Origin of the sequence: Acinetobacter sp. WU_MDCI_Abxe161, assembly GCF_025514355.1 — a bacterium.
Classification (GTDB): Bacteria; Pseudomonadota; Gammaproteobacteria; order Pseudomonadales; family Moraxellaceae; genus Acinetobacter; species Acinetobacter pittii_E.
In genome coordinates this window covers 40,864-62,179 of sequence record NZ_JAHPTU010000006.1, presented here as the reverse complement: position 1 = coordinate 62,179, position 21,316 = coordinate 40,864, and the positions used below count along the sequence as shown (strand labels likewise).

General features: G+C 41.3%; 19 protein-coding genes. 12 read left to right on the top strand and 7 right to left on the bottom strand.

The annotated features are described in order from the left end of the window. The first annotated feature begins 523 nt into the window (after nt 1–523). A complete protein-coding gene (locus tag KTI78_RS08670; RefSeq protein ID WP_262445825.1) occupies nt 524–2,233 on the top strand; it encodes a GGDEF domain-containing protein in 1,710 nt (569 codons plus the stop codon). 31 nt (nt 2,234–2,264) lie between these two features. On the opposite strand, the gene uvrA is transcribed toward KTI78_RS08670, so the two are convergent. After that, nucleotides 2,265–5,099, bottom strand: a complete 2,835-nt coding sequence (gene uvrA, locus KTI78_RS08665; protein WP_262445824.1) for an excinuclease ABC subunit UvrA — start codon at nt 5,097–5,099, stop codon at nt 2,265–2,267. A 296-nt stretch (nt 5,100–5,395) separates the two neighbouring features. On the opposite strand from uvrA, the gene KTI78_RS08660 reads away from it, so the two are divergent. The 4 genes from KTI78_RS08660 to KTI78_RS08645 all read left to right on the top strand — a co-directional run bounded on the left by KTI78_RS08660 (nt 5,396) and on the right by KTI78_RS08645 (nt 7,792). Next, the gene (locus KTI78_RS08660) at nt 5,396–5,998 is read left to right on the top strand and encodes a TetR/AcrR family transcriptional regulator (protein ID WP_262445823.1); all 603 of its coding nucleotides are present in this window, start codon (nt 5,396–5,398) and stop codon (nt 5,996–5,998) included. Between the two features lie 3 nt (nt 5,999–6,001). After that, nucleotides 6,002–6,979, top strand: coding sequence for a zinc-binding dehydrogenase (locus KTI78_RS08655; protein WP_224992143.1), 978 nt, complete (start codon nt 6,002–6,004; stop codon nt 6,977–6,979). A gap of 65 nt (nt 6,980–7,044) precedes the next feature. Then, nucleotides 7,045–7,398 (top strand): DUF1304 domain-containing protein, encoded by a 354-nt coding sequence (locus KTI78_RS08650; protein ID WP_262445822.1) that lies wholly within the window; start codon nt 7,045–7,047, stop codon nt 7,396–7,398. A 52-nt stretch (nt 7,399–7,450) separates the two neighbouring features. After that, complete coding sequence (locus KTI78_RS08645; protein ID WP_262445821.1) at nt 7,451–7,792, top strand: GlpM family protein; 342 nt, start codon at nt 7,451–7,453, stop codon at nt 7,790–7,792. 42 nt (nt 7,793–7,834) lie between these two features. On the opposite strand, the gene KTI78_RS08640 is transcribed toward KTI78_RS08645, so the two are convergent. The 3 genes from KTI78_RS08640 to tenA form a co-directional block, all read right to left on the bottom strand. Beyond that, nucleotides 7,835–8,641: an SDR family NAD(P)-dependent oxidoreductase gene (locus KTI78_RS08640; RefSeq protein ID WP_262445820.1), complete on the bottom strand. Its 807-nt coding sequence runs from the start codon at nt 8,639–8,641 to the stop codon at nt 7,835–7,837. A gap of 103 nt (nt 8,642–8,744) precedes the next feature. Continuing rightward, nucleotides 8,745–9,116, bottom strand: a complete 372-nt coding sequence (locus KTI78_RS08635) for a MerR family transcriptional regulator (protein ID WP_049837507.1) — start codon at nt 9,114–9,116, stop codon at nt 8,745–8,747. 64 nt (nt 9,117–9,180) lie between these two features. After that, complete coding sequence (gene tenA / locus KTI78_RS08630) at nt 9,181–9,855, bottom strand: thiaminase II (protein WP_005066884.1); 675 nt, start codon at nt 9,853–9,855, stop codon at nt 9,181–9,183. A 261-nt stretch (nt 9,856–10,116) separates the two neighbouring features. Here tenA and KTI78_RS08625 point away from each other — a divergent pair, with 261 nt between their 5' ends. The 3 genes from KTI78_RS08625 to ssb all read left to right on the top strand — a co-directional run bounded on the left by KTI78_RS08625 (nt 10,117) and on the right by ssb (nt 13,352). After that, nucleotides 10,117–11,199, top strand: coding sequence for a DUF475 domain-containing protein (locus KTI78_RS08625; protein WP_032054476.1), 1,083 nt, complete (start codon nt 10,117–10,119; stop codon nt 11,197–11,199). A 146-nt stretch (nt 11,200–11,345) separates the two neighbouring features. Continuing rightward, nucleotides 11,346–12,710, top strand: coding sequence for an MFS transporter (locus tag KTI78_RS08620; RefSeq protein ID WP_262445819.1), 1,365 nt, complete (start codon nt 11,346–11,348; stop codon nt 12,708–12,710). Between the two features lie 51 nt (nt 12,711–12,761). Next, nucleotides 12,762–13,352 carry a single-stranded DNA-binding protein gene (gene ssb, locus KTI78_RS08615; protein ID WP_016142800.1) on the top strand — a complete coding sequence of 197 codons (591 nt, stop codon included), beginning with the start codon at nt 12,762–12,764 and terminating at the stop codon, nt 13,350–13,352. Between the two features lie 40 nt (nt 13,353–13,392). On the opposite strand, the gene KTI78_RS08610 is transcribed toward ssb, so the two are convergent. Together KTI78_RS08610 and KTI78_RS08605 are read right to left on the bottom strand one after the other, a co-directional pair. After that, complete coding sequence (locus tag KTI78_RS08610; RefSeq protein WP_262445818.1) at nt 13,393–13,716, bottom strand: AzlD domain-containing protein; 324 nt, start codon at nt 13,714–13,716, stop codon at nt 13,393–13,395. Then, complete coding sequence (locus KTI78_RS08605) at nt 13,713–14,408, bottom strand: AzlC family ABC transporter permease (protein ID WP_262445817.1); 696 nt, start codon at nt 14,406–14,408, stop codon at nt 13,713–13,715. Before KTI78_RS08605 ends, KTI78_RS08610 begins: the two co-directional genes overlap by 4 nt. Nucleotides 14,409–14,476: 68 nt before the next feature. Between KTI78_RS08605 and KTI78_RS08600 the strand changes: the two genes are divergently transcribed. Both KTI78_RS08600 and KTI78_RS08595 read left to right on the top strand, forming a co-directional pair. Beyond that, nucleotides 14,477–15,025, top strand: coding sequence for a helix-turn-helix domain-containing protein (locus tag KTI78_RS08600; protein WP_004789974.1), 549 nt, complete (start codon nt 14,477–14,479; stop codon nt 15,023–15,025). Between the two features lie 305 nt (nt 15,026–15,330). After that, complete coding sequence (locus KTI78_RS08595) at nt 15,331–16,773, top strand: amino acid permease (RefSeq protein WP_262445816.1); 1,443 nt, start codon at nt 15,331–15,333, stop codon at nt 16,771–16,773. Between the two features lie 66 nt (nt 16,774–16,839). Here KTI78_RS08595 and KTI78_RS08590 read toward each other — a convergent pair whose 3' ends face one another. Next, nucleotides 16,840–18,339, bottom strand: a complete 1,500-nt coding sequence (locus KTI78_RS08590; RefSeq protein WP_016142805.1) for a PLP-dependent aminotransferase family protein — start codon at nt 18,337–18,339, stop codon at nt 16,840–16,842. Between the two features lie 156 nt (nt 18,340–18,495). On the opposite strand from KTI78_RS08590, the gene gabT reads away from it, so the two are divergent. Both gabT and KTI78_RS08580 read left to right on the top strand, forming a co-directional pair. Continuing rightward, nucleotides 18,496–19,788 carry a 4-aminobutyrate--2-oxoglutarate transaminase gene (gene gabT / locus KTI78_RS08585; protein WP_004789969.1) on the top strand — a complete coding sequence of 431 codons (1,293 nt, stop codon included), beginning with the start codon at nt 18,496–18,498 and terminating at the stop codon, nt 19,786–19,788. Continuing rightward, nucleotides 19,785–21,233 (top strand): NAD-dependent succinate-semialdehyde dehydrogenase, encoded by a 1,449-nt coding sequence (locus tag KTI78_RS08580; RefSeq protein ID WP_262445815.1) that lies wholly within the window; start codon nt 19,785–19,787, stop codon nt 21,231–21,233. Before gabT ends, KTI78_RS08580 begins: the two co-directional genes overlap by 4 nt. Nucleotides 21,234–21,316 lie beyond the last annotated feature (83 nt).

Here is a 21,316-nt window from a genome sequence, read left to right as displayed (position 1 = left end):
CAACTTTACAAAAGTAGAGATAAATCACATAATTCAATGGCAAAGTTCACTGCCTAACGTTTTTAGGATTTAAAGTGCTTGCCCAGATACGATGTGTATATCACATCAGATTTTACGAGCTCAGCTTTCCCCAAGGTTGAGCTTTTTTTTATCTATAAGAAAATCTAAAAATTCTAATAAAAATTATGTGAAATTTATTTTAAAACATTTGGTCAAAAAGAACCCAGCTTAAAGAAGCTGGGCAATGGATGCTGGGAGAAGCATCCAAGAGGACAAGTGAATATGTTTGATTATCATCACCAAAACAGTTTAATCTGTAAAATGGAGTTTTTTTATAAAAATTATTCAATTTTCCGATTCTGTTTATTAATTAAGCTTACGGTATGTAGAGCTCTTATAATTATTAAGAAGAGAAAAGATCAGTTTATTGATGAAATTTTAGTTATTAAAATGCTAGGATAAATTTAAGCCTAATTTATATCGCATTAAAAATGGCAGGGCATTTACGGAGTATCAGCTAGAAATGGCAGGATTACGTTCAGAACATATTAGTAATCGACTGTTCCTTTTCATGCTGGTCATTATTTTGTCCTTATTATTCATGGCAATACCTCTTATTGTGGGAAGCTATCAGGATTATATAAAAACTAGACAAGCTTTAGCTGAAATAAAAAGTTTAAGAGCAGTGGCAGATATTGCTTATAAAATTTCTAAGGAACGTGCTCCTGCTAACAAAATGATGTCGAGTACTCCTGAGGATTTATTAAAGAATCAACAAGAATTAAAAAAATTTCGTTTAATTGTCGATGAGCAAATTGATTCAAGCATTCTTATTTTAAAACAAGCGGGTTATGTTTCATTAGCTAATGAGTTGCAAACCAGTTTAAAGGAAAATATTAGACAAGCGAGAGCTGTCGTTGATTATTATGGTGAAACTCCCTATGCAGCAAGGACTTCCGTTCAAATGGATAATGCTATTTTAGGGATGTTTGGCGCATGGGATCATTGTAGGGAAATCCTGCAAAAATTGATGTTGCAGTTAAAAAGTAAAGACAGCCGTATTTCTAATTATTTTACGCTTATTATTGTGCTGACTGATATGCGTGATCAAGCTGGACGCATGGCCTCTAACATTATTGCTCCCGTTAGTTTTAATGAAGAGATTCCAAGTAATAACAGGGCACGTTCTCTACAAACTCAGCATCAAGCTAGATATTTATGGATATTAGTCGATACTTTGCAGCCTGAACAGGCAAAAACTCCAGAATATCGTCGATTATATTCACAAGTAAAAACGGAATTTATAAACAAAGGTATTCCAATTGTAGAAAAGCTATTGGAAGAGAGCCAAAAGGGCGAGCCGTATTTTCTAAATGGTACACAGTTAACCGAAGCAATCGTAGGTAAATTTACTACTGTCGTTGATTTACAAACATATATCCTTAATGAAAGTGTGGTGATTGCAAATCAAGAAAATGCGATTGCTCGAAATGATTTCTTTTTAACTTTATTTATTTCTTTAATTTCTTTGGCTACAGCATTACTTACTCTGATATATGCCCAAAGACGTGTATTTTCTCCTTTAATTAAAGCGAGAACTTTAATTTTAGATTTATCTCATAGTTCTGATCATTGTACAGATGACATGCATGTCACCACAAAAGGTGAATTTTTTTCTTTGTTTGAAGCGATAGATCGATTGCAGCGTATGTTACAACAACGAGATGCTTTTGAGTTTCAATTAAAAAATATCGCGAATACGGACCCCCTCACTGGTGTGTCTAACCGTTTAGCTCTATCTGAATATCTAAAAATTGTTGAAAGTTATCCTCAAAAATTTACCCAGACATGTTTGATGATTATCGATATAGACCGTTTTAAACAGGTGAATGACCAATATGGACATATTGTGGGTGACCGTGTCATTGTCAGTATTGCTGAGCAATTAAAACAAAATATTCGAAGTTCAGATTTAATTGTACGTTATGGGGGAGATGAGTTTTTAATATTGCTAGAGCAGGTGCAATTTGTAGATGCCCGTCTTTTAGCAGAGAAAATTCGAATGGCGATTTCTTTAGAAGAGATTGATTTATCTGGATCAGAAGAAAAATTGCATGTGTCTGTCAGTATTGGTTTTGCGATAGGAGCGATGAGTTGGATTGAGCTTTTAGAAAAGGCTGACAACTCACTCTTAAAAGCTAAAGCCAGAGGGCGAAATGCAGTTGAGGGATAAAAAAGCCGGAAATGATTTCCGGCTTTTTATTTTATTGCTTCAACATCGGCTTTAAGAAACGCCCCGTATGGGAAATCTCAACCTCAGCCACTTGTTCAGGTGTGCCTTCAGCAATGATCATACCGCCACCAGAACCACCTTCAGGGCCTAAATCCACAACCCAGTCGGCTGTTTTAATCACATCAAGGTTATGTTCAATCACCACAATGGTATTACCCTTGTTACGTAGCTCATGCAAAATGTCGAGTAACTTGGCAATATCATGGAAATGCAGACCTGTTGTTGGTTCATCCAAGATATATAAAGTTTTACCCGTATCTCGTTTTGCTAATTCACGTGCAAGTTTCACACGTTGCGCTTCACCACCAGAAAGCGTGGTAGCAGCTTGACCTAAACGGATGTAGCCTAAACCTACCTGAGTTAAGGTTTCTAAGCGGCGATGAATCACTGGAATTGCACTAAAGAACTCCGCAGCATCTTCAACAGTCATTTCTAAAACATCAGAAATATTTTTGCCTTTATAGCCCACTTCAAGCGTTTCACGGTTATAACGTTTGCCATGACACGCGTCGCAAGGTACATACATGTCTGGTAAGAAGTGCATTGCGACTTTAATCATACCGTCGCCTTCACACGCTTCACAGCGTCCGCCTTTTACGTTAAACGAGAAACGACCCGCACTATAACCACGAGCTTTTGCTTCTGGTGTTTGTGCAAATAATTCACGAATTGGCGTAAATAACCCTGTGTAGGTCGCTGGGTTAGAACGTGGTGTACGTCCAATTGGGCTTTGGTCAATATCGACAACTTTATCTAGATGTTGAAGACCATCAATCGAGTCAAACTTCTCGGCCGTTAATGTCGTTGCACCGTTAAGCTGTGTTGCAGCCAATGGAAGTAATGTGCGGTTAATCAACGTCGATTTACCCGAACCTGAAACCCCAGTTACGCAGGTCATAATGCCAAGCGGAATCGTTAAATCGACATTTTTTAAGTTGTGGCCACTTGCCCCAGAGAGTTTGATGACCTCATCTGGACGTGGGGATTGAGTACGTTTTTTGGGTACTTCAATTTTGAGTTTGCCCGAAAGATATTGACCTGTAAGAGAATCGGCATGTTTAGCCAATTCATCATAAGTCCCTTCAGCAATAATCACACCGCCATGTACACCAGCACCCGGACCGATATCAATAATATGGTCAGCCGCACGGATTGCATCTTCATCATGTTCCACGACCAATACTGTATTACCTAAATCACGTAAGCGAATCAGGGTTTGTAATAGACGGTCATTATCACGTTGATGCAAGCCAATCGATGGTTCATCGAGTACATACATTACGCCCATTAAACCTGCACCAATTTGTGAGGCTAAACGAATACGCTGTGCTTCACCGCCCGATAAGGTTTCGGCAGAGCGAGCTAGACTTAAATAGTTCAGACCCACACTCACTAAGAAGTGTAGACGTTCACGAATCTCTTTAAAGATTTTATCTGCGATTTCGCCTTTAGCTCCTTCAAGGTTTAAACCTTGGTAGTAGCTTTCAGCATCACCAATCGACATGCGAGTAATGTCAGCAATGGTTTTATCTTTCACACGAACGTTGCGTGAAATTTCATTGAGACGTGAACCATCACATGCATCACAAGCTGCATTAGAGAGATATTGAGCTAAATCATCACGTACATAGTTACTTTCAGTTTCACGATAACGGCGTTCAAGGTGAGGCAAGATTCCCTCAAAGGGTTGTACGCGAGTATGTTTACGGCCACGTTCGTCGATATAGCTTAAATCGACTTTTTCTTTGCCCGTACCTTGTAAGAATTTCTTTTGAGTATCTTTATCTAGCTGGTTCCAAGGCGTATCAAGTTTTAAACCAAAATGATCGGCAACTTTTTGCAGCATCGAATAATAATATGGGCGCTGACGATCCCAACCACGGATAGCACCTTCACTGATCGCAAGGTCAGGATTTGGAATAAGCTTTTCAGAACTAAAATGACTGCGTGTACCTAAGCCATCACAAACAGGGCAGGCACCGAACGGGTTGTTAAATGAAAACAAACGTGGCTCAAGCTCTGCGACAGCGCGATCACATTCTGGACATGAGTGCTTTGCAGAAAAAACGCGATCAGGATGTTCACCATTCATCCATGATAAAACAGCAATATCTCCACCTAAACGCAGTGCGGTTTCAAATGATTCTGCAATACGGTTACCTAAGTCTTTACGCACTTTAAAGCGGTCAACTACAACTTCGATGGTGTGTTTTTTCTTTTTGTCGAGTTCTGGTGGCGTATCAATATCAATGATTTCACCATCTACACGAGCACGAACAAAACCTTGACCTTGTAGTTGTTCGAATAAGTTACTGTATTCACCTTTACGCTCACGAACGACAGGGGCAAGCAACATGAGTGCTGTGCCTTCCTCAAGGTTTTTTACTGCATCGACCATTTCAGAAACAGTTTGCGCAACCATTGGCAAGTCGTGTTCAGGGCAGTAAGGCGTGCCGACACGTGCGTAAAGTAAACGCAAATAGTCATAAATTTCGGTAATCGTACCGACGGTTGAACGTGGGTTGTGACTGGTAGATTTTTGCTCAATCGCAATCGCTGGTGATAAACCTTCAATCGAGTCGACTTCAGGCTTTTCCATTTGCGATAAAAACTGACGGGCATATGCTGAAAGCGATTCGACGTAACGGCGTTGTCCTTCGGCATACAGGGTATCGAAGGCTAGAGAAGATTTTCCTGAACCTGATAACCCCGTAATTACCACAAATTTGTCGCGTGGAATATCGAGAGACACATTTTTTAAATTATGGGTACGTGCGCCTCGAATACGGATATGACTTTGGCTCATAAAACATCTCAATTATGTATTGATGAAAATTTAGGTGTTGTTTGATCAGCCGCAGGGAAGTGTGACTAGGAGTAAACAACAGACCTTATATATGATAACGATTTAAAATTGTTCAAGTGGTACAAAATGATTTAATGCGACAAATTGTGACGGTTAAACGACAATCGACAAAATTTGTTTAAATAAGCAGGTTGTATTTTTAACATTCCTTAGTTCGGATTTCTACTCTAGACAAATTTTAACCAGCAACATAACTTTACTAGACGACTGGTCTAATAGTTGTTTATGATGTACGCATGAAACGATTAAATAAAAGTGAAACCACCCGACAACACATTTTAGATACCAGCTTTGAGCTGGTACTACATAAAGGTTTTGTTGGTGTTGGTTTACAAGAAATCTTAAAGGCTTGTGACGTACCTAAGGGTTCGTTTTATCACTACTTTGCTTCGAAAGAGGCATTTGGCTGTGCATTATTAGAACAATACATGGCTGATTATAAAGTTCGTGTGGAACAACTTTGGCAGCACAGCGAGCGAAGCGCCCATGCCCGTTTAATGGCATTGTGGCAGGCGTGGATTGATGACCCGGTAAATGGCAGTTGGGCTGAAAATTGTTTGATTGTGAAGTTGGCAGCTGAAGTGTCCGATTTGTCAGAAGATATGCGCCAGATTCTCAATGAAGGCGTGCACAAATTAACGCAACGTTTAGCTTTACTGCTTAAAGAAGGGCAACAAGAAGGTTCAATTCCAAAACATATTGAGCCTTTAAAAACTGCGCAAGTCATGTACCAGTTATGGTTAGGTGCTGCTTTACTCACAAAATTGTCGCAAGACAAAGCACATCTCCATCTAGCCCTAGAAACTACTCAACAACTCATAAAACCGATAGAGGAATAAAGCATGCGAAGTATTATCCATCGTAATTTTGGCGAACCTGTAGACGTTTTAGAGCAGGCGGATATGCCAAAGCCAGAACCAAAAGCAGGCGAAGTGCGTATTAAAACCATCATGTCTCCAATTCATAATCATGATGTATGGACAGTACGCGGAAGCTATGGCTATAAGCCGACTTTACCTGCGATTGGCGGTAGTGAAGCGGTTGGTATTGTAGATGCGTTGGGCGAAGGCGTCGAACATATACAGGTAGGTCAACGTATTGCAGTGGCAGCTGTGCATGGCAGTTGGGCTGAGTACTTTATTGCACCTGCTCAAGGACTTATTCCACTTAATAATGAAATTGATGACGAAACAGCAGCACAGCTCATTGGTATGCCAATTAGTGCCCTGATGCTTTTAGATTTTGTTAACGTTCAACCAGGTCAATGGCTCATTCAAAACACGGCGAACGGTGCAGTCGGTAAAACAGTTGCGATGATTGCTCAGGCACGTGGTTTATCTGTGATTAATCTGGTTCGTCGTACGGATGCAATTGCAGAAATGCAGGCATTAGGCATTCAACATGTTGTTGCGACCGATCAACCTAACTGGAAAGAACAAGTTAAACAGATTCACGGTGACCAACCTCTGATTGCTGGTGTAGATTCGATTGGTGGAACCGCAAGTGGTGAAATGTTGCACTTACTCAGTGAAAATAGCTTGCTCGTTTCGTTTGGTAGTATGACAGGTGAAACCATGCAGATTTCATCGGGTGATTTAATTTTCAAACAAGCGACAGTAAAAGGGTTCTGGGCGAGTGTGGTTAATAAAGAAATGCCAGCTGCTCGTAAAAAAGAACTGATTGTTGAGCTATTAACATTAGCGACTCAGAAAAAATTAATCCTTCCTGTAGAAGGTGTATTTAGTTTTGATGAGATTAAAACTGCTGCTCAAAGCGCAACGCAAGGTGCTCGTCAAGGCAAAGTGTTGTTAAAGCCGTAAAATACTAAAAGATCAGTCGAGAGACTGATCTTTTTTCATATCTTTAAAATAAAAAGGAAAATTGTATGATCGGACAAATTTTAATTGCGCTTATCGCAATATTACATGTCTATATTTTAGTGTTAGAGATGTTTTTGTGGGATAAACCTTATGGCATGAAAGTCTTTGGAAATAATGCCGAAAAAGCAAAACTCACTAAAGTGATGGCTCAAAACCAAGGCCTTTATAATGGCTTTTTAGCAGCAGGTTTATTCTGGTCTTTATTGGTTGATGCGCCATTTGCGACATCCATTGCCAATTTCTTTTTAGGGTGTGTGCTGATTGCAGGTATTTATGGCGGACTCACTGCCAGTAAAAAGATTATTTATATTCAGGCAGTTCCTGCACTCATTGCTTTGATTGCTGTTAATTTTCTTTGAAAAGCGCACAATACAGCGTTTTGAGATGGAAACCACCAGATAGGGTCAGCGCATGTGGGCGTTATTTTTAAAGTGTATGTTGGGCGCTGGGGTTGTCCTCCTCATTTCAATTTTATCGAAAAGTAAGGCCTTTTATATTGCAGGCTTGGTCCCACTTTTTCCTACATTCGCTTTGATTGCTCATGTCATTGTTTACCAGCAAAAAGGGGCGGAGGCCTTACAAAAAACGGCTCTGTTTGGCCTATGGTCACTTATTCCTTATGCCATTTATTTAGTTGCTGTTTATGTGCTGGCAACGCGTATGTCGATGTGGTCTTGTCTAGGATTGGCAACCCTATGTTGGGTTGTCGCCGCGGCAGGTTTAATTTATGGCTGGCAGCTATTTCAGCATTAAAAGATTAAGAGAATTCCCTTAATCTTTTAAATTGAACTATTTTTATGAATGCTCAACAACACGGGTTTTGAGCATGCCCTCAACTAAATTAATCATCTTTTGGCGAGAAAGAATTCGAGGCAATTGAGACGTCAAATAGTTGTTCCACCCCACCACAACCGTTGCTTTATTCTTCTCTAATGCTCTAACTGTTGTTGACACAACGTCTTCAACTGTAGAGCTTTTCATGCCACTCGTATCGGCATTTGCGACCTGAGTAAAATTGGTTTCGGTATTGCCTGGACAAACTGCCAGAAATTTAACACCCGAAGATGCATATTCCCCTGCAAGCGCTTCAGTAAACTGCAATACAAAAGATTTACTTGCACCATAAACAGCAATGTAGGGTAACGGCTGGAATGCACCTGTCGATGAAATATTAATCATGATGCCTTTTTTGTTCGCAAGCATGTGGGGCAAAAATAAATAACATAAAGACGTTACGCTGCTGATATTAAGCGTGATCATTTCTTGATAGATAGATATAGATTGATCTAGAAATTTAGTCCATTTTCCAAAACCGGCGTTGTTAATTAAAATTTCTACCGATAATTTTCGAGCTTGTACTTCATCAAATAAGCTTTGAGCTGAATTGGGTTGAGCTAAATCTAAAACGATCACCTCAACATTCACTTTATATTTTTTTCTAAGCTCATCTGCTAAATCATTTAGTTTCTGCTCAGAGCGTGCCGTTAAAATTAAATGAATTCCTAAAGATGCAAATTCTTGAGCATAGGCTTTGCCTATTCCTGAAGATGCGCCTGTAATTAATGCTGTTGAGTTTTTAAATAAAGAAAGATGCGCACTCATTTTATTGGTCCGTAATAAAAGAAGTCATTACGATAAACCTTGTCCCTAAGGGCAGAGTCAAGCACTCATTTTGAAAGCTATTTGCAGATTTTAATCAGCTGTTTTAGGCAGAAATCTTATTGGTAATATAAGTCTGAATAATCTCATCTTCCAGTTCTTTTAAATCTTCTTGTAAACGGTTTAACGCTTTTTTTTGCTCAATAATTTGTTGGTTCTTTTTTTGAATAAGCTGCTGTGCAATTTCTACAGGAAAGCGATTATTTTTATATTTTAAAGCTGACAGGTCATAAAGCTCGGAAAGGCTAAATCCAACAGCTTGTGCAAGGCGGATCATCTTAACTGATTTAACATCAATCTCTTCATAAATACGATAATTGCCTTTTCTTTTTGCGACTGGTAGCAAGCCTAATTTCTCATAATGCCGAATGGCTTTAGGAGTGGCTCCAGTTAAAGATGCTAATTCACCGATGTACATATTTATCTCGTATTTTATTGAGAATCGATCAGGTATGAATCATCTGACCGATTCTCTTGAAGTTTTAAATATGGTCTAAACCTAGCCATTGTCTTTGGTGGTAGGCGCTATCCCAAAATAACCATTCAAGTTTTGCACCCATGGTGTAAGCGGCATGCATTTTTTCTAAAGTGTCGGCATCACAACGTGCTGCAACTTTATCTACTGTCGCAATCACATTACGAACCGCTGTATGGAACTCTTCCCCAGCGTAAGTATCAATCCATGCTTGGTAAGGGTTGTTAGGAATTGATTTATTCACAATATCTTTACCCACTTCGGCATAAATCCAGAAGCAAGGTAACAATGCTGCAAGTACGACAGGGTAGCTCTCAGACCAAGCAGTTGCGGTCAAAAATGAAGTGTAATGGTGGCCTGCCAAGGTCAAAGGCGTATTTTTAAATTCTTCTTTGGTTACTCCAAAGTTTTTCATGAAGTCATCATGCAAACTACGCTCCACCACAATCGCAATTTTAGCTGCATCTGAAAATTGCATAATATCGTCAGCCTCGAAAGCTTTCGCAGCTGCAACAGCAAGTACGCGACCATAAGCTACTAAATATTGGGCATCTTGAATGACATAATGACAAAAAGCTTCTTTATCTAAAGTACCGTTAGCAAGTTCCTGATTAAAAGGCAGGTCGAGAATTTTTTGGTATAAATTTAAATTGCGTTGCCAGAGTTCTTGAGAAAAAAGCATAAAACATTCCATTTAAAATAAGACAGCTGAACCGGATTTTAAATCAATTTTAAAATACAAAAATAATAATGATAGATATATCGCAAGAAAATATTTAATGCGATTAATGAGTTAATTAAATATTATAAATTTCTTTATTAAACAGACAGATAAAGGAAGTTGAATAACGGCACAAAACATCATCGTTTTGTGGTTAATTATCGATATAATAGCCGCGGTTTTTAAGAAAGATTAAATTTATTCTTGGTATAGGTCTGATCCATGAAGCATTTCCGATTTTCGATATTTTTTACGGTGGTGTGTTTAGCACTATCCGCGTATTGGGGTTTTACCCACGGACCTGAAGCGGGCGTGTCTACCATGCTTAAAGCTTTAACAATTACAGCCATTTTAGCTGTAATGGAGGTCTCTTTATCTTTTGACAACGCTGTCGTAAATGCATCGGTTCTACGTAATTGGGACCCGTTCTGGAAAATGATCTTTTTAACGGTAGGTATTTTAATCGCCGTTTTTGGTATGCGTTTAGTTTTCCCTGTTGTAATTGTTGCAGTGACTGCAGATATGGGTGTTATTGAAGTGGCTAAATTGGCACTCAATGATCCGAAAACTTACTCTGATCGTTTAATGGCACACCATGCAGAAATTTCAGCTTTTGGTGGAACATTCTTATTATTGGTGTTCTTAAACTTTTTCTTTGATGACGAAAAAGAAACTCATTGGTTTAGATGGCTTGAATCTAAACTTGCGAGTTTAGCTAGCGTACCTGCAATGTCTGTGTTTATTGCTTTAATTGCTTTAATCGTGATGGCTGCTTATGTGGACGAAGTTCACCGCTTAGCTGTGGTTATGGCAGGTATTTGGGGCATTGTGGTTTATATTGGCGTTGAAGTACTCAGTCATTTGTTAGGTGGTGAGCCTGAAATTGATGAAAATGGTAATGCTGTATTACAAGATGGATCAGGTGCTGCTTCTGGTGTGGTGAAAGCAGGTTTAGGTGGTTTCTTATATCTTGAAGTATTAGATGCATCATTCAGTTTTGATGGTGTAATCGGTGCATTTGCGATTACCAGCGACGTTGTCGTAATTATGCTCGGTCTTGCAATCGGTGCTATTTTTGTCCGTTCAATGACAGTTTACCTTGTAGAAAAAGGCACATTAGATGCCTATGTGTTCTTGGAACATGGCGCGCATTATGCAATTGGTGCTTTAGCATTCATTATGATTGCAAGTGGTACTGGCGTACATGTACCTGAAGTTGTCACAGGTTTAATTGGTGTAGCGTTCATTGTTTGGGCTGTTATTGCTTCAATTCAATATTCAAAGCGCGAGCAACAGTCGCCTTAAGCTAATTTTCAGCAAACTTCGATAGAATAAAGAGGCTAAATGCCTCTTTATTTTTTTAAGCCCAAATCGTTATTTTAAATAAGGTGTCCCGTATTTTTAGAAACGAATCGGCTTATAATTTACCTAGTTTGATAACGTGTATTGATATGATGAATGCTTTGGAACGTCGCTCAACTTTTGCCTTAAGTAGTATTTTCGCGCTACGCATGTTGGGCTTGTTCATGATTATTCCTGTCTTTTCTGTAGTTGGACAGTCATATCAATATGCGACTCCAGCACTCATTGGTTTGGCTGTAGGCGTCTATGGCTTAAGTCAGGCGATTTTACAAATTCCATTTAGCTTACTAGCAGACCGTTTTAGTCGTAAACCACTGGTGGTATTTGGGTTGTTACTCTTTGCGGTTGGTGGTGCAATTGCGGGGTTATCTGACACGATTTATGGCGTGATTATTGGTCGTGCTATCGCTGGCGCGGGTGCAGTTTCGGCAGTTGTCATGGCGCTTTTAGCCGATGTGACGCGTGAAGAACAGCGTACTAAAGCGATGGCTGCAATGGGCATGAGTATTGGCCTGTCTTTTGTCGTGGCGTTTAGTCTTGGGCCTTGGCTCACAAGCCTTGTCGGTATTTCTGGTTTGTTCTTTGTGACGACCATTATGGGCTTAATCGCGATTTTGATGTTATTGCTCGTACCTAAAGTAACTCGTCATCATCGTAATTATCAGCAAGGCTACATGGCGCAGCTTAAGCAAGTTATTCAAATGGGTGATTTAAACCGTTTACACGTTTCGGTTTTTGCATTGCATTTATTGCTGACCGCCATGTTTATTTATGTGCCTTCACAACTCATTGAGTTTGCCCATATTCCTCTGGCGAGCCATGGTCTGGTGTATTTGCCACTGTTAGTCATTAGCCTGTTCTTTGCATTTCCAAGTATTATCATTGCTGAAAAATATCGCAAAATGCGCGGGATTTTCTTAACAGCAATTACAGGCATTATTGTCGGTTTACTGCTGCTCATATTTGGCTATCAATCAAAATATGTATTACTTGCCGGTCTAGGTATTTTCTTTATTGCATTTAATGTGATGGAAGCTTTATTACCTTCTTGGTTGTCGAAGTCTGCTCCAATCCAGTCAAAAGCCACTGCTATGGGGGTAAATGCCAGTAGTCAATTTTTAGGCGCTTTTTTTGGTGGCACGTTAGGTGGTCAATTATTGATGTTACATAATACTGCGATTGGATGGAGTGTCTTGGCAGGGATTGCTATAATATGGTTGCTAATTAGTTTTGGTTTAGCTCAGCCGCGGTATTTGTCATCGATTGTGTTGCCATTGCCGCAAGTGCAACAGGTGAATGAGTGGACCACACAGCTATTGGCAATTCGTGGTATCGAAGAAGTTGTGGTGATGCCTGACCAGCAAGTTGCTTATATTAAAGTCGATAAACAGTCTCTAGATGATGCTGCGCGACGTGATTTAACGCAGTTGTTCGGTAAAGAGGTAGCCATTTAAGCATAACTCTTATAAAGTAAAACATAGAAATGTATAGGATGAAGACAGCTAATGCGTGGTGTAAATAAGGTTATTTTGGTTGGTACTTTGGGTCGTGATCCTGAAACAAAAACTTTTCCAAATGGGGGCTCGTTGACCCAATTTTCAATCGCGACAAGTGAAGCTTGGACTGATAAAAATACCGGTGAACGTAAAGAACAAACAGAATGGCACCGTATTGTTTTGCATAACCGTTTAGGGGAAATTGCTCAGCAGTTCTTACGTAAAGGTTCTAAGGTTTATATTGAAGGTTCATTACGTACGCGTCAGTGGACAGACCAAAATGGCCAAGAGCGTTATACAACAGAAATCCGTGGCGACCAGATGCAGATGTTAGATGCTCGTCAACAAGGTGAACAAGGTTTCGCTGGTGGTAATGATTTTAATCAACCACGTTTTAACGCACCTCAACAAGGTGGTAATGGTTATCAAAACAATAACAACCAAGGTGGCGGCTACGGCCAAAACAGCGGTGGTTATGGTAGCCAAGGTGGTTTTGGTAATAATGGTGGCAACAGCCCACAAGGTGGTGGTTTCGCTCCTAAAGCGCCACAACAACCAGCGTCTGCACCAGCTGATTTAGACGACGATTTACCGTTCTAATTAAAGTTTCGAAAAAGGCGAGTTTATCTCGCCTTTTTTATTACTCAATTCCAAGCAAACGTATAATTGCCGTACCCGCAGCTGCCAAGCAAATCACTAATAAAAGCGGTACTTTTTTCCAAACCAAGAACAGTGCTAGGGCCACCCCAAATATTCGTGCGAAACCCGCGAAATGTTGACCTTCAAAAAATGTCGTGGTCACAGCGATTGCACAGAGCAAGACCGTTGCGCCGTTTGAGAGTAAAACTTGGTATTTTTCAGAAAACGAAAACTTGGCACCCAAGTGAAAACCAGCAAAGCGAATGCCATAGGTTCCAATTGCTAACAAACCTATACCCAAAATAATGAGTAATTGTTGATTCATTTCTTTCTACCCCATATTAAGCCAAAAAGTGAAATCAGAATCGGAAGTCCTGAAGCTAAAAAGGGTGTGGTGATCAGTGCTAAAGTAGATCCGGCAAATGCAGCTTTTCGAGTAGATTTATTCTTTAAAGCAGAAAAAGTAAGTGCAATTAAAATCGCTGGGAAAATGGCATCTAAACCGAAAGTTTTCGGGTCTGGAATAGCGCTTCCAATAAAATAACCTGCTGTTACACCGAGCGGCCAACTGAACATGATGCCTATTCCACATAACCAGTACGCAGCCTTTTTCGTTTCGAAATCGGGCTGTGCCATGCCAAACAAAACGCTTTCGTCGTTCATAATGTGAGACCCAAAATATTGAGAATATTTGCCTCGAATCAGTTCATTGACCGCAATACCAAAAGGCAAATGTCTTAAATTGACGAGTAGTCCTGCAACCGCAGCAGCAATTGGGCTACCACCTACAGCCAAGAACCCAATAAAAATAAATTCGGCAGTTCCTGCGAGCACAAATACAGATAGGCAAAGCGGGATCCAGAGCGCTAAGCCATAACTTGCGGCGAGTGAACCTAAAGACATACCAACGACACTCGTCGCTAGACAGACAAAGAAAATCGAGCGGGTGGTGTCTTTACTAAGTTTCTTAATGAGAGCGTATGTGGACATAGCATGATATAACGAACGATTTTCCATTATAATGAATAAGTCTGATTGTTTTGTCAAAACGAACGATCGTTTTTTTTATAGAACGGATGTGGTGAATGTCTCAGCCAATTGAAATTATTGCCAAAGGTTTAAATCGTGAACGTCAAAGAGCAGGGCTTTCTTTGGCAGAGGTTGCACGTCGTGCAGGCGTTGCAAAGTCTACACTTTCTCAATTAGAGGCTGGCCAAGGTAACCCAAGCATTGAAACGCTATGGGCACTTTGTGTGGCGCTGAATATTCCGTTTGCACGTTTGATGGAAGAACCGAGCAATCAGGTGCAAGTCATTCGCTGTGGCGATGGGCCAACGGTGAGCTCGGAGATTGCTAATTACAAGGCAATTTTGTTGGCGACTTGTCCGCCTCATGCGCGCCGCGATGTGTATTTATTGATTGTTGAACCGGGCGAAGACCGTCTTTCTGAACCTCATCCTGTTGGTTCTGTGGAGCACATTATTGTGGTCGAAGGTAAAGCTTTAGTGGGTTTAATTGATGAAGCTGTTGAGCTCGGTGTCGGAGACTATATTTGTTACCCTGCCGATCAGAAACATATATTTAGAGCCTTGGAAACAGGTACAAAAGCGTTATTAATCTCTGAACAAAACTAAAGAATTTCAATCTTATTAAAATAAAAACAAAAAGCCATTTAGCAGTATCTCCTACGAAAAGGGCCAATTTTGCGTATAAATTTTGCAATTGGCCCTCTCTTTTATTACAAAAATGGCTCTCGTTTCTTGAGTGCCGAAACGACAAATTAAAGCCATTGGAAGTATGCATACGGAAGCGCCGGATAAGCTCAGTGAATTTTCTGTTTTAGGAATTGGGCAGAACGGCTAAATTTTTAGGGGATATTTTTTGGCTTCGGAGGTTTTCCGAGACTAGCCGATATCCTCCATATATTAAGGAAAATGATATGGCAGCTCATCAAAATGGTTCTGAAGCCAATCACTCCCAAAGTTTAAAACATGGACTTAAATCACGCCACCTCACCATGATCTCGATTGCTGGGGTTATTGGCGGCTCTCTGTTTGTTGGCTCAGGCAGTATTATCTACAACACCGGCCCTGTGGTATTTTTAACCTACGCATTAGGTGGTTTACTCGTTTGGTTCATCATGCGTATGTTAGGCGAGATGGCCGTTTTAAATCCTGATAGTGGCTCTTTTTCAACATATGCTGACCGTGCGATTGGTCGTTGGGCAGGGTTTTCAATTGGCTGGTTGTACTGGTGTACTCTGGCAATGCTCATGGGTTGGGAAGCCTATGTAGCAGGTAAAATTCTAAACAACTGGTTCCCGTTTATACCGATCTGGGCCTATATGGTCGTGGTGATTGGTGCCTTAGTCGCAGTCAATTTACAAAACGTGAAAAACTATGGCGAATTTGAATTCTGGTTTGCACTCATTAAAGTCATCGCAATTGTTATTTTCTTGGTGATTGGTAGTTTAGCCATCATGCATTTGTGGCCTTGGGGCAATCCGGCTGCTTCTGGTATTAGTAATCTAACCTCTCAAGGCTTTATGCCAAATGGAGGGTCATCCGTTATTACTGCCCTGCTTGGGGTCATGTTTGCTTATATTGGCGCTGAAATTGTCACTGTAGCGGCAGCCGAGTCAGCAAATCCATCTAAAGAAATCCGTAAAGCATCAAACTCGGTGGTTTGGCGAATTATTTTATTCTATGTAGGCTCAATGTTCGTTGCGGTATGTTTGATTCCTCACAACAATGAACTTTTGAAAGATTCAACTTGGGGTACTTATAGTGTGACTCTGTCTGCCCTTGGCATTCCGGGTGCGCGCCATATCGTTAACTTTGTGGTTTTAACATCGGTATGTAGTTGCTTTAACTCAGCGCTCTACACATGTTCACGTATGTTGTTCTCTTTAGCTAAACGTGGTGATGCACCGAAAAGTTTTGGTTCTGTAAACAGTAAAAGCAGCCCTTGGGTTGGGGTGATTGTGTCATGCTTCTTCTCAGTGATTGCAGTAATTTTAACTGCAACCGAGAGTATGAATGTTTATGACTTTTTCATGCTAACGACTGGTGCAGCAACACTGTATGTATACCTGACCATTGCTTATTCTCAGCTTCGTATGCGTAAGAAACTTGAAGCGGAAGGTGTGAAAATTGACTTTAAAATGTGGATGTTCCCTTATCTAACATACGTGGTGATCTTTGCAATTATTGGTGCAATTCTTACCATGTTGATTGAAGGCACCTACTTTAAAGAAGTGATTTACACCACGGCATTATTTGGCATTATTGTGTTCTTCGGGTTGTTGTCTGAAAAGCTAGGTTGGGGTAAAGATCGTAGAGCGACTCATTTAACTCATAGCCATGAAGAAAAGTTAGTTTAGAATTTTTAAACAAAAAGAGCCTCATAATGAGGCTCTTTTTTTATTTGTCTTCATAAGAGACAACCGTTAATTCAGCGTAGGCACGCCTGCTTCACGTAAACACTGGAGCAAGACACCAAAAGCCATCACCATGTCTTTTTCATTTACGCAGGCAAAGCCCATTAGCAGTCCACGCTCTGCATGCGCATGCGACTGCATGTAGTACTGAGACAGTGGACGAACTTTAACGCCACGTTCAAGCGCTGTGGCTGCAATCGCGACATCGTCACAAGCGTTCGGTAGTTTTAAAACCAGATGTAAACCTGCTGCTTCATCATATTCATGAATAAATTCGGGCCCAAGATAACGCTGAATAAGGCTCACTAAGTAGTCGCGACGTTTGCCATAAAGTAGCCGCATACGACGAATATGTGCTTCATAATGGCCTTCACGAATAAATTCAGCTAGGGCTTTTTGCTCAAGCAAGTGTCCGCCACGATAAAGTTCGGCTGCGACAATACGTAGTGGTGAAAAAAGTGGTTTAGGTACGACCAAATAACCAATTCTTAAAGATGGATAAATGGTTTTACTAAATGTGCCCATGTACAGCACAGGCGCATCATTTTCTAAGCCTTGTAAAGCTGGATAGGGCTGGCCCGAGAAACGGAACTCACTGTCATAGTCATCTTCGACAATCCAGCTATTGTGCTGACGTGCGATTTGAATCAATTGTCTGCGACGATCAAGACTTAAATGTGAGCCAAGCGGATATTGATGTGAAGGTGTGACAAAAATGAGTTTAGGCGGTACTGCCGGATTTTCTTCAGGAATAATGCCTTCAGCGTCGACAGGCATCGGCTGAATATCAAGACCATTAATCCGTAACGTATTACGCATTCCCCAATAAGCAGGATCTTCAATCCAGATTTTATCTCCCATATCGCTAAGGGCACGTGAGACTAAGTCGATCGCTTGGTGAATGCCTTCGGTAATAATAATCTGGTCTGCATCGCACTGAACTGATCGTGCAACGCGTAAGTAATCTGCCAACGCACTTCTAAGTTCAATACATCCACCCGCATTGCTGTAAATAAGACGGTTAATATCTGGTTCACGGCTTAAGCGTGCTTGAATACGACTAAAAATATGATGCGGAAACTCCGTCACATCGGGTGCTCCCGGCACAAAAGCTCCCCATTGGTGTGGTGAAGCTGCAGCATAGCCCAATAAGTTGGAACCACGCTGTGATAGGGCATAAGAGCTTTGAGCTTTCGGACTTGAAACCACTTTTTTCTTATTTTGTGTATTTAAAAAACTCTCTGGTAATTTTTCGGCAACCCAAGTGCCATGTCCCGTACGAGCTTCTAAGTAGCCTTCAGCCTGTAGTTGTTCATAGGCAGTAAGCACTGTATTTCTTGAAACATGAATTTCACTGGCTAAGTCGCGTGACGCAGGTAGACGGGTCTTGGGCTGGATGACTCCATCAATAATGGCACCACGCAGGCAACGGAAAAGGCGTTGATGTAGTTTCCCTTCAGTGTCCTGTTGGAGTCGTTGCAGCAAATGATCTCCAAGTAAACTACGCAATTGGCTCTCTCCTACAGTTAAAAAGTGGCTCTCGTCAGTTGGCACCAGACGAGCGAAATTACATGCATAGGCAGTCGTTGTAAAGCACCCTGAAAATTAAGCACAGGATGCAAGAAACCAAAGCTGCAACTGATGATGAAAATATGAGGGAATCAAATGGATAATCAACATTCTGCACTTAACGCACGTAAACAGCAAGCAACTCCACGTGGTGTAGGCGTGATGTGCCAGTGGTATGCGGAAAAAGCTGAAAATGCTACGCTTTGGGACAAGGAAGGCAACCAATTTATCGATTTTGCTGGTGGTATCGCGGTTTTAAATACAGGCCATCGCCACCCTAAAGTGATTGCAGCGGTGACTGAACAACTCACTAAATTTACGCATACTGCCTATCAAGTAACGCCATATGAAAGCTATGTCGCTTTAGCTGAGCGTATTAATGAGCGCGCGCCAATTGCGGGGCCTGCCAAGTCAGCTTTTTTCACAACTGGTGCAGAAGCAGTTGAAAATGCGGTGAAGATTGCTCGTTGTTATACAGGTCGTCACGGCATTATCACTTTCGGTAATGGTTTCCACGGTCGTTCATTCATGACTATGGCAATGACGGGTAAAACAGCACCTTACAAACGTGATTTCGGTGTAATGCCAGCGGGTGTATTCCACGCACGTTACCCTGTGCCTGCTAAAGGTATTTCAGTAGACGCGGCAATTGAAAGCGTTGAAGATATTTTCAGTGAAGATATTGCACCACATGATGTTGCAGCAATCGTGCTTGAGCCAGTACAAGGTGAGGGCGGTTTTAATGTTGTGCCAGCTGAATTCTTAAAGCGTTTACGCTCAATTTGCGACAAGCACGGTATTTTACTTGTCGCTGACGAAGTGCAATCAGGTTTTGCCCGTACTGGTAAATTGTTTGCAATGAACTATTACGAGACTAAAGCAGACCTCATCACGATGGCGAAAAGCTTGGGCGGCGGTTTCCCAATTTCAGGTGTTGTTGGTCGTGCAGAAGTAATGGATGCACCAAACCCAGGTGGACTAGGTGGTACTTACGCAGGTAGCCCGATTGCGGTTGCAGCTGCACATGCGGTAATTGATGCAATTGAAGAAGAAAACCTATGCGACCGTGCAAATGAATTAGGTGCTGAGTTGGTTGTTGCACTTAAAGATATTCAACAAGCAACAGGTGACGTCGTAACTGATATTCGTGCATTGGGTTCAATGGTTGCAGTAGAGCTTGAAACAGCTGAACAAGCAAAAGTTGTACAAAACTATGCAATGGAAAACGGGTTGTTACTTCTTACTTGTGGTAAATACGGTAATGTAATTCGTTTCTTATATCCATTAACCATTCCTGCTGAGCAATTCCGTCAAGGTCTTGATATCTTGAAACAAGGTTTTGCGACACTAAAAGCAGGTAGTGCAAAAGCAATGGAGCAATCTGCATGATTCAAAATAATTTGCAGTATTTATTAAAACATCCTGATATCTCATTAGAAGCACCTGCATCAAATGACTATGTCGAGGTAAATGATGCTGCTACGGGTGAAACTTTGGCATGGGTAAAAACCTATGACCGTGCAGGGGTTGAAGCCGCAATTAATCGCTCAGCAAAAGCGCAAGCTGCTTGGAAAAAGCAAACCGCCTTGGCGCGTGCTGATGTGCTATTGGCATGGTACAACCTCATGCTTGAGCACAAAGAAAATCTGGCTCAAATTTTAACAGCTGAGCAAGGTAAACCATTGGCAGAAGCACGTGGTGAAATTGGTTATGCAGCATCATTCATACGCTGGTTTGCCGAGCAAGCGCGCCGTATTGATGGTGAAGTCTTAACACCTACGTTGCCAAATCAACGTCTGCTTGTGATTAAACAAGCGATTGGTGTTACTGCGGCAATTACGCCGTGGAACTTCCCGGCTGCCATGATTACGCGTAAAGCAGGTCCAGCGATTGCTGCGGGTTGTTCAATGTTGGTGAAACCAGCAGAGCAAACTCCGTTAACCGCTTATGCGCTTGAAGTATTGGCGTTACAGGCAGGCTTACCAGCGGATGTTTTAATTAACATTAGTGGTGATGCGGTTGAAGTCGGAAAGACCCTATGCGAAAGCGATATTGTTCGTAAGTTAAGTTTTACAGGTTCAACTCAAGTTGGCCGTATCTTGATGCAACAATGTGCGCCAACCATTAAAAAGCTTTCACTTGAACTTGGTGGTAACGCACCAGTTGTGGTATTTGACGACGCCAACCTTGAACAAGCGGTTCAGGGCATTATGGCAAGTAAATATCGCAACAGCGGTCAAACCTGTGTTTGTGCCAACCGTATTTATGTTCAAGACGGTATTTACGATGCATTGGCAGAGCGTCTGGTTGAAGCTGTGTCTAAGCTTAAAGTTGGCGATGGCCGTCAAGAAGGTTCAACTCAAGGGCCTTTAATTGATGAAGATGCGATTGCAAAAGTTCAGTCTCATATTGCAGATGCAACCGAGAAAGGCGCAACAGTTCGTATTGGTGGTCAACGCTCGACACTCGGTGGCACATTCTTTGAGCCAACAGTTTTAACTGGTGTAACTCAAGACATGAAAGTGTCTAAAGAAGAAACTTTTGGTCCGCTTGCACCACTATTCCGCTTTAAAACTGAAGATGAAGCAGTGGCGATGGCGAACGATACCGAGTTTGGTTTAGCTGCTTATTTATTTACTCAAAGCACAGCTCGTCAATGGCGAGTGGGTGAAGCACTTGAGTACGGTATGGTCGGCATTAACACGGGCGCAATTTCAAATGAAGTTGCTCCGTTTGGTGGCGTAAAACAGTCAGGTCTAGGCCGTGAAGGTTCAAAATTCGGCATCGAAGAATATGTCGAAATGAAATACCTCTGCGTAGACTTATCTGAGTAAGGAACCAAACGAGTTCGTTTTGTTCTGAACGAAAACATGCAGTTATGCTGTATGTGATGTGTCACAAAAAACCGGTCATGCCC

Coding starts and splice junctions, on each gene's coding strand:
- KTI78_RS08645 (WP_262445821.1), top strand. CDS start 7,451: ATGTGGGCGTTATTTTTAAAGTGTATGTTGGGCGCTGGGGTTGTCCTC.
- KTI78_RS08660 (WP_262445823.1), top strand. CDS start 5,396: ATGAAACGATTAAATAAAAGTGAAACCACCCGACAACACATTTTAGAT.
- KTI78_RS08670 (WP_262445825.1), top strand. CDS start 524: ATGGCAGGATTACGTTCAGAACATATTAGTAATCGACTGTTCCTTTTC.
- ssb (WP_016142800.1), top strand. CDS start 12,762: ATGCGTGGTGTAAATAAGGTTATTTTGGTTGGTACTTTGGGTCGTGAT.
- KTI78_RS08600 (WP_004789974.1), top strand. CDS start 14,477: ATGTCTCAGCCAATTGAAATTATTGCCAAAGGTTTAAATCGTGAACGT.
- uvrA (WP_262445824.1), bottom strand. CDS start 5,099: ATGAGCCAAAGTCATATCCGTATTCGAGGCGCACGTACCCATAATTTA.
- KTI78_RS08625 (WP_032054476.1), top strand. CDS start 10,117: ATGAAGCATTTCCGATTTTCGATATTTTTTACGGTGGTGTGTTTAGCA.
- KTI78_RS08605 (WP_262445817.1), bottom strand. CDS start 14,408: ATGGAAAATCGTTCGTTATATCATGCTATGTCCACATACGCTCTCATT.
- KTI78_RS08635 (WP_049837507.1), bottom strand. CDS start 9,116: ATGTACATCGGTGAATTAGCATCTTTAACTGGAGCCACTCCTAAAGCC.
- KTI78_RS08640 (WP_262445820.1), bottom strand. CDS start 8,641: ATGAGTGCGCATCTTTCTTTATTTAAAAACTCAACAGCATTAATTACA.
- KTI78_RS08580 (WP_262445815.1), top strand. CDS start 19,785: ATGATTCAAAATAATTTGCAGTATTTATTAAAACATCCTGATATCTCA.
- KTI78_RS08620 (WP_262445819.1), top strand. CDS start 11,346: ATGATGAATGCTTTGGAACGTCGCTCAACTTTTGCCTTAAGTAGTATT.
- tenA (WP_005066884.1), bottom strand. CDS start 9,855: ATGCTTTTTTCTCAAGAACTCTGGCAACGCAATTTAAATTTATACCAA.
- KTI78_RS08650 (WP_262445822.1), top strand. CDS start 7,045: ATGATCGGACAAATTTTAATTGCGCTTATCGCAATATTACATGTCTAT.
- KTI78_RS08655 (WP_224992143.1), top strand. CDS start 6,002: ATGCGAAGTATTATCCATCGTAATTTTGGCGAACCTGTAGACGTTTTA.
- KTI78_RS08610 (WP_262445818.1), bottom strand. CDS start 13,716: ATGAATCAACAATTACTCATTATTTTGGGTATAGGTTTGTTAGCAATT.
- gabT (WP_004789969.1), top strand. CDS start 18,496: ATGGATAATCAACATTCTGCACTTAACGCACGTAAACAGCAAGCAACT.
- KTI78_RS08595 (WP_262445816.1), top strand. CDS start 15,331: ATGGCAGCTCATCAAAATGGTTCTGAAGCCAATCACTCCCAAAGTTTA.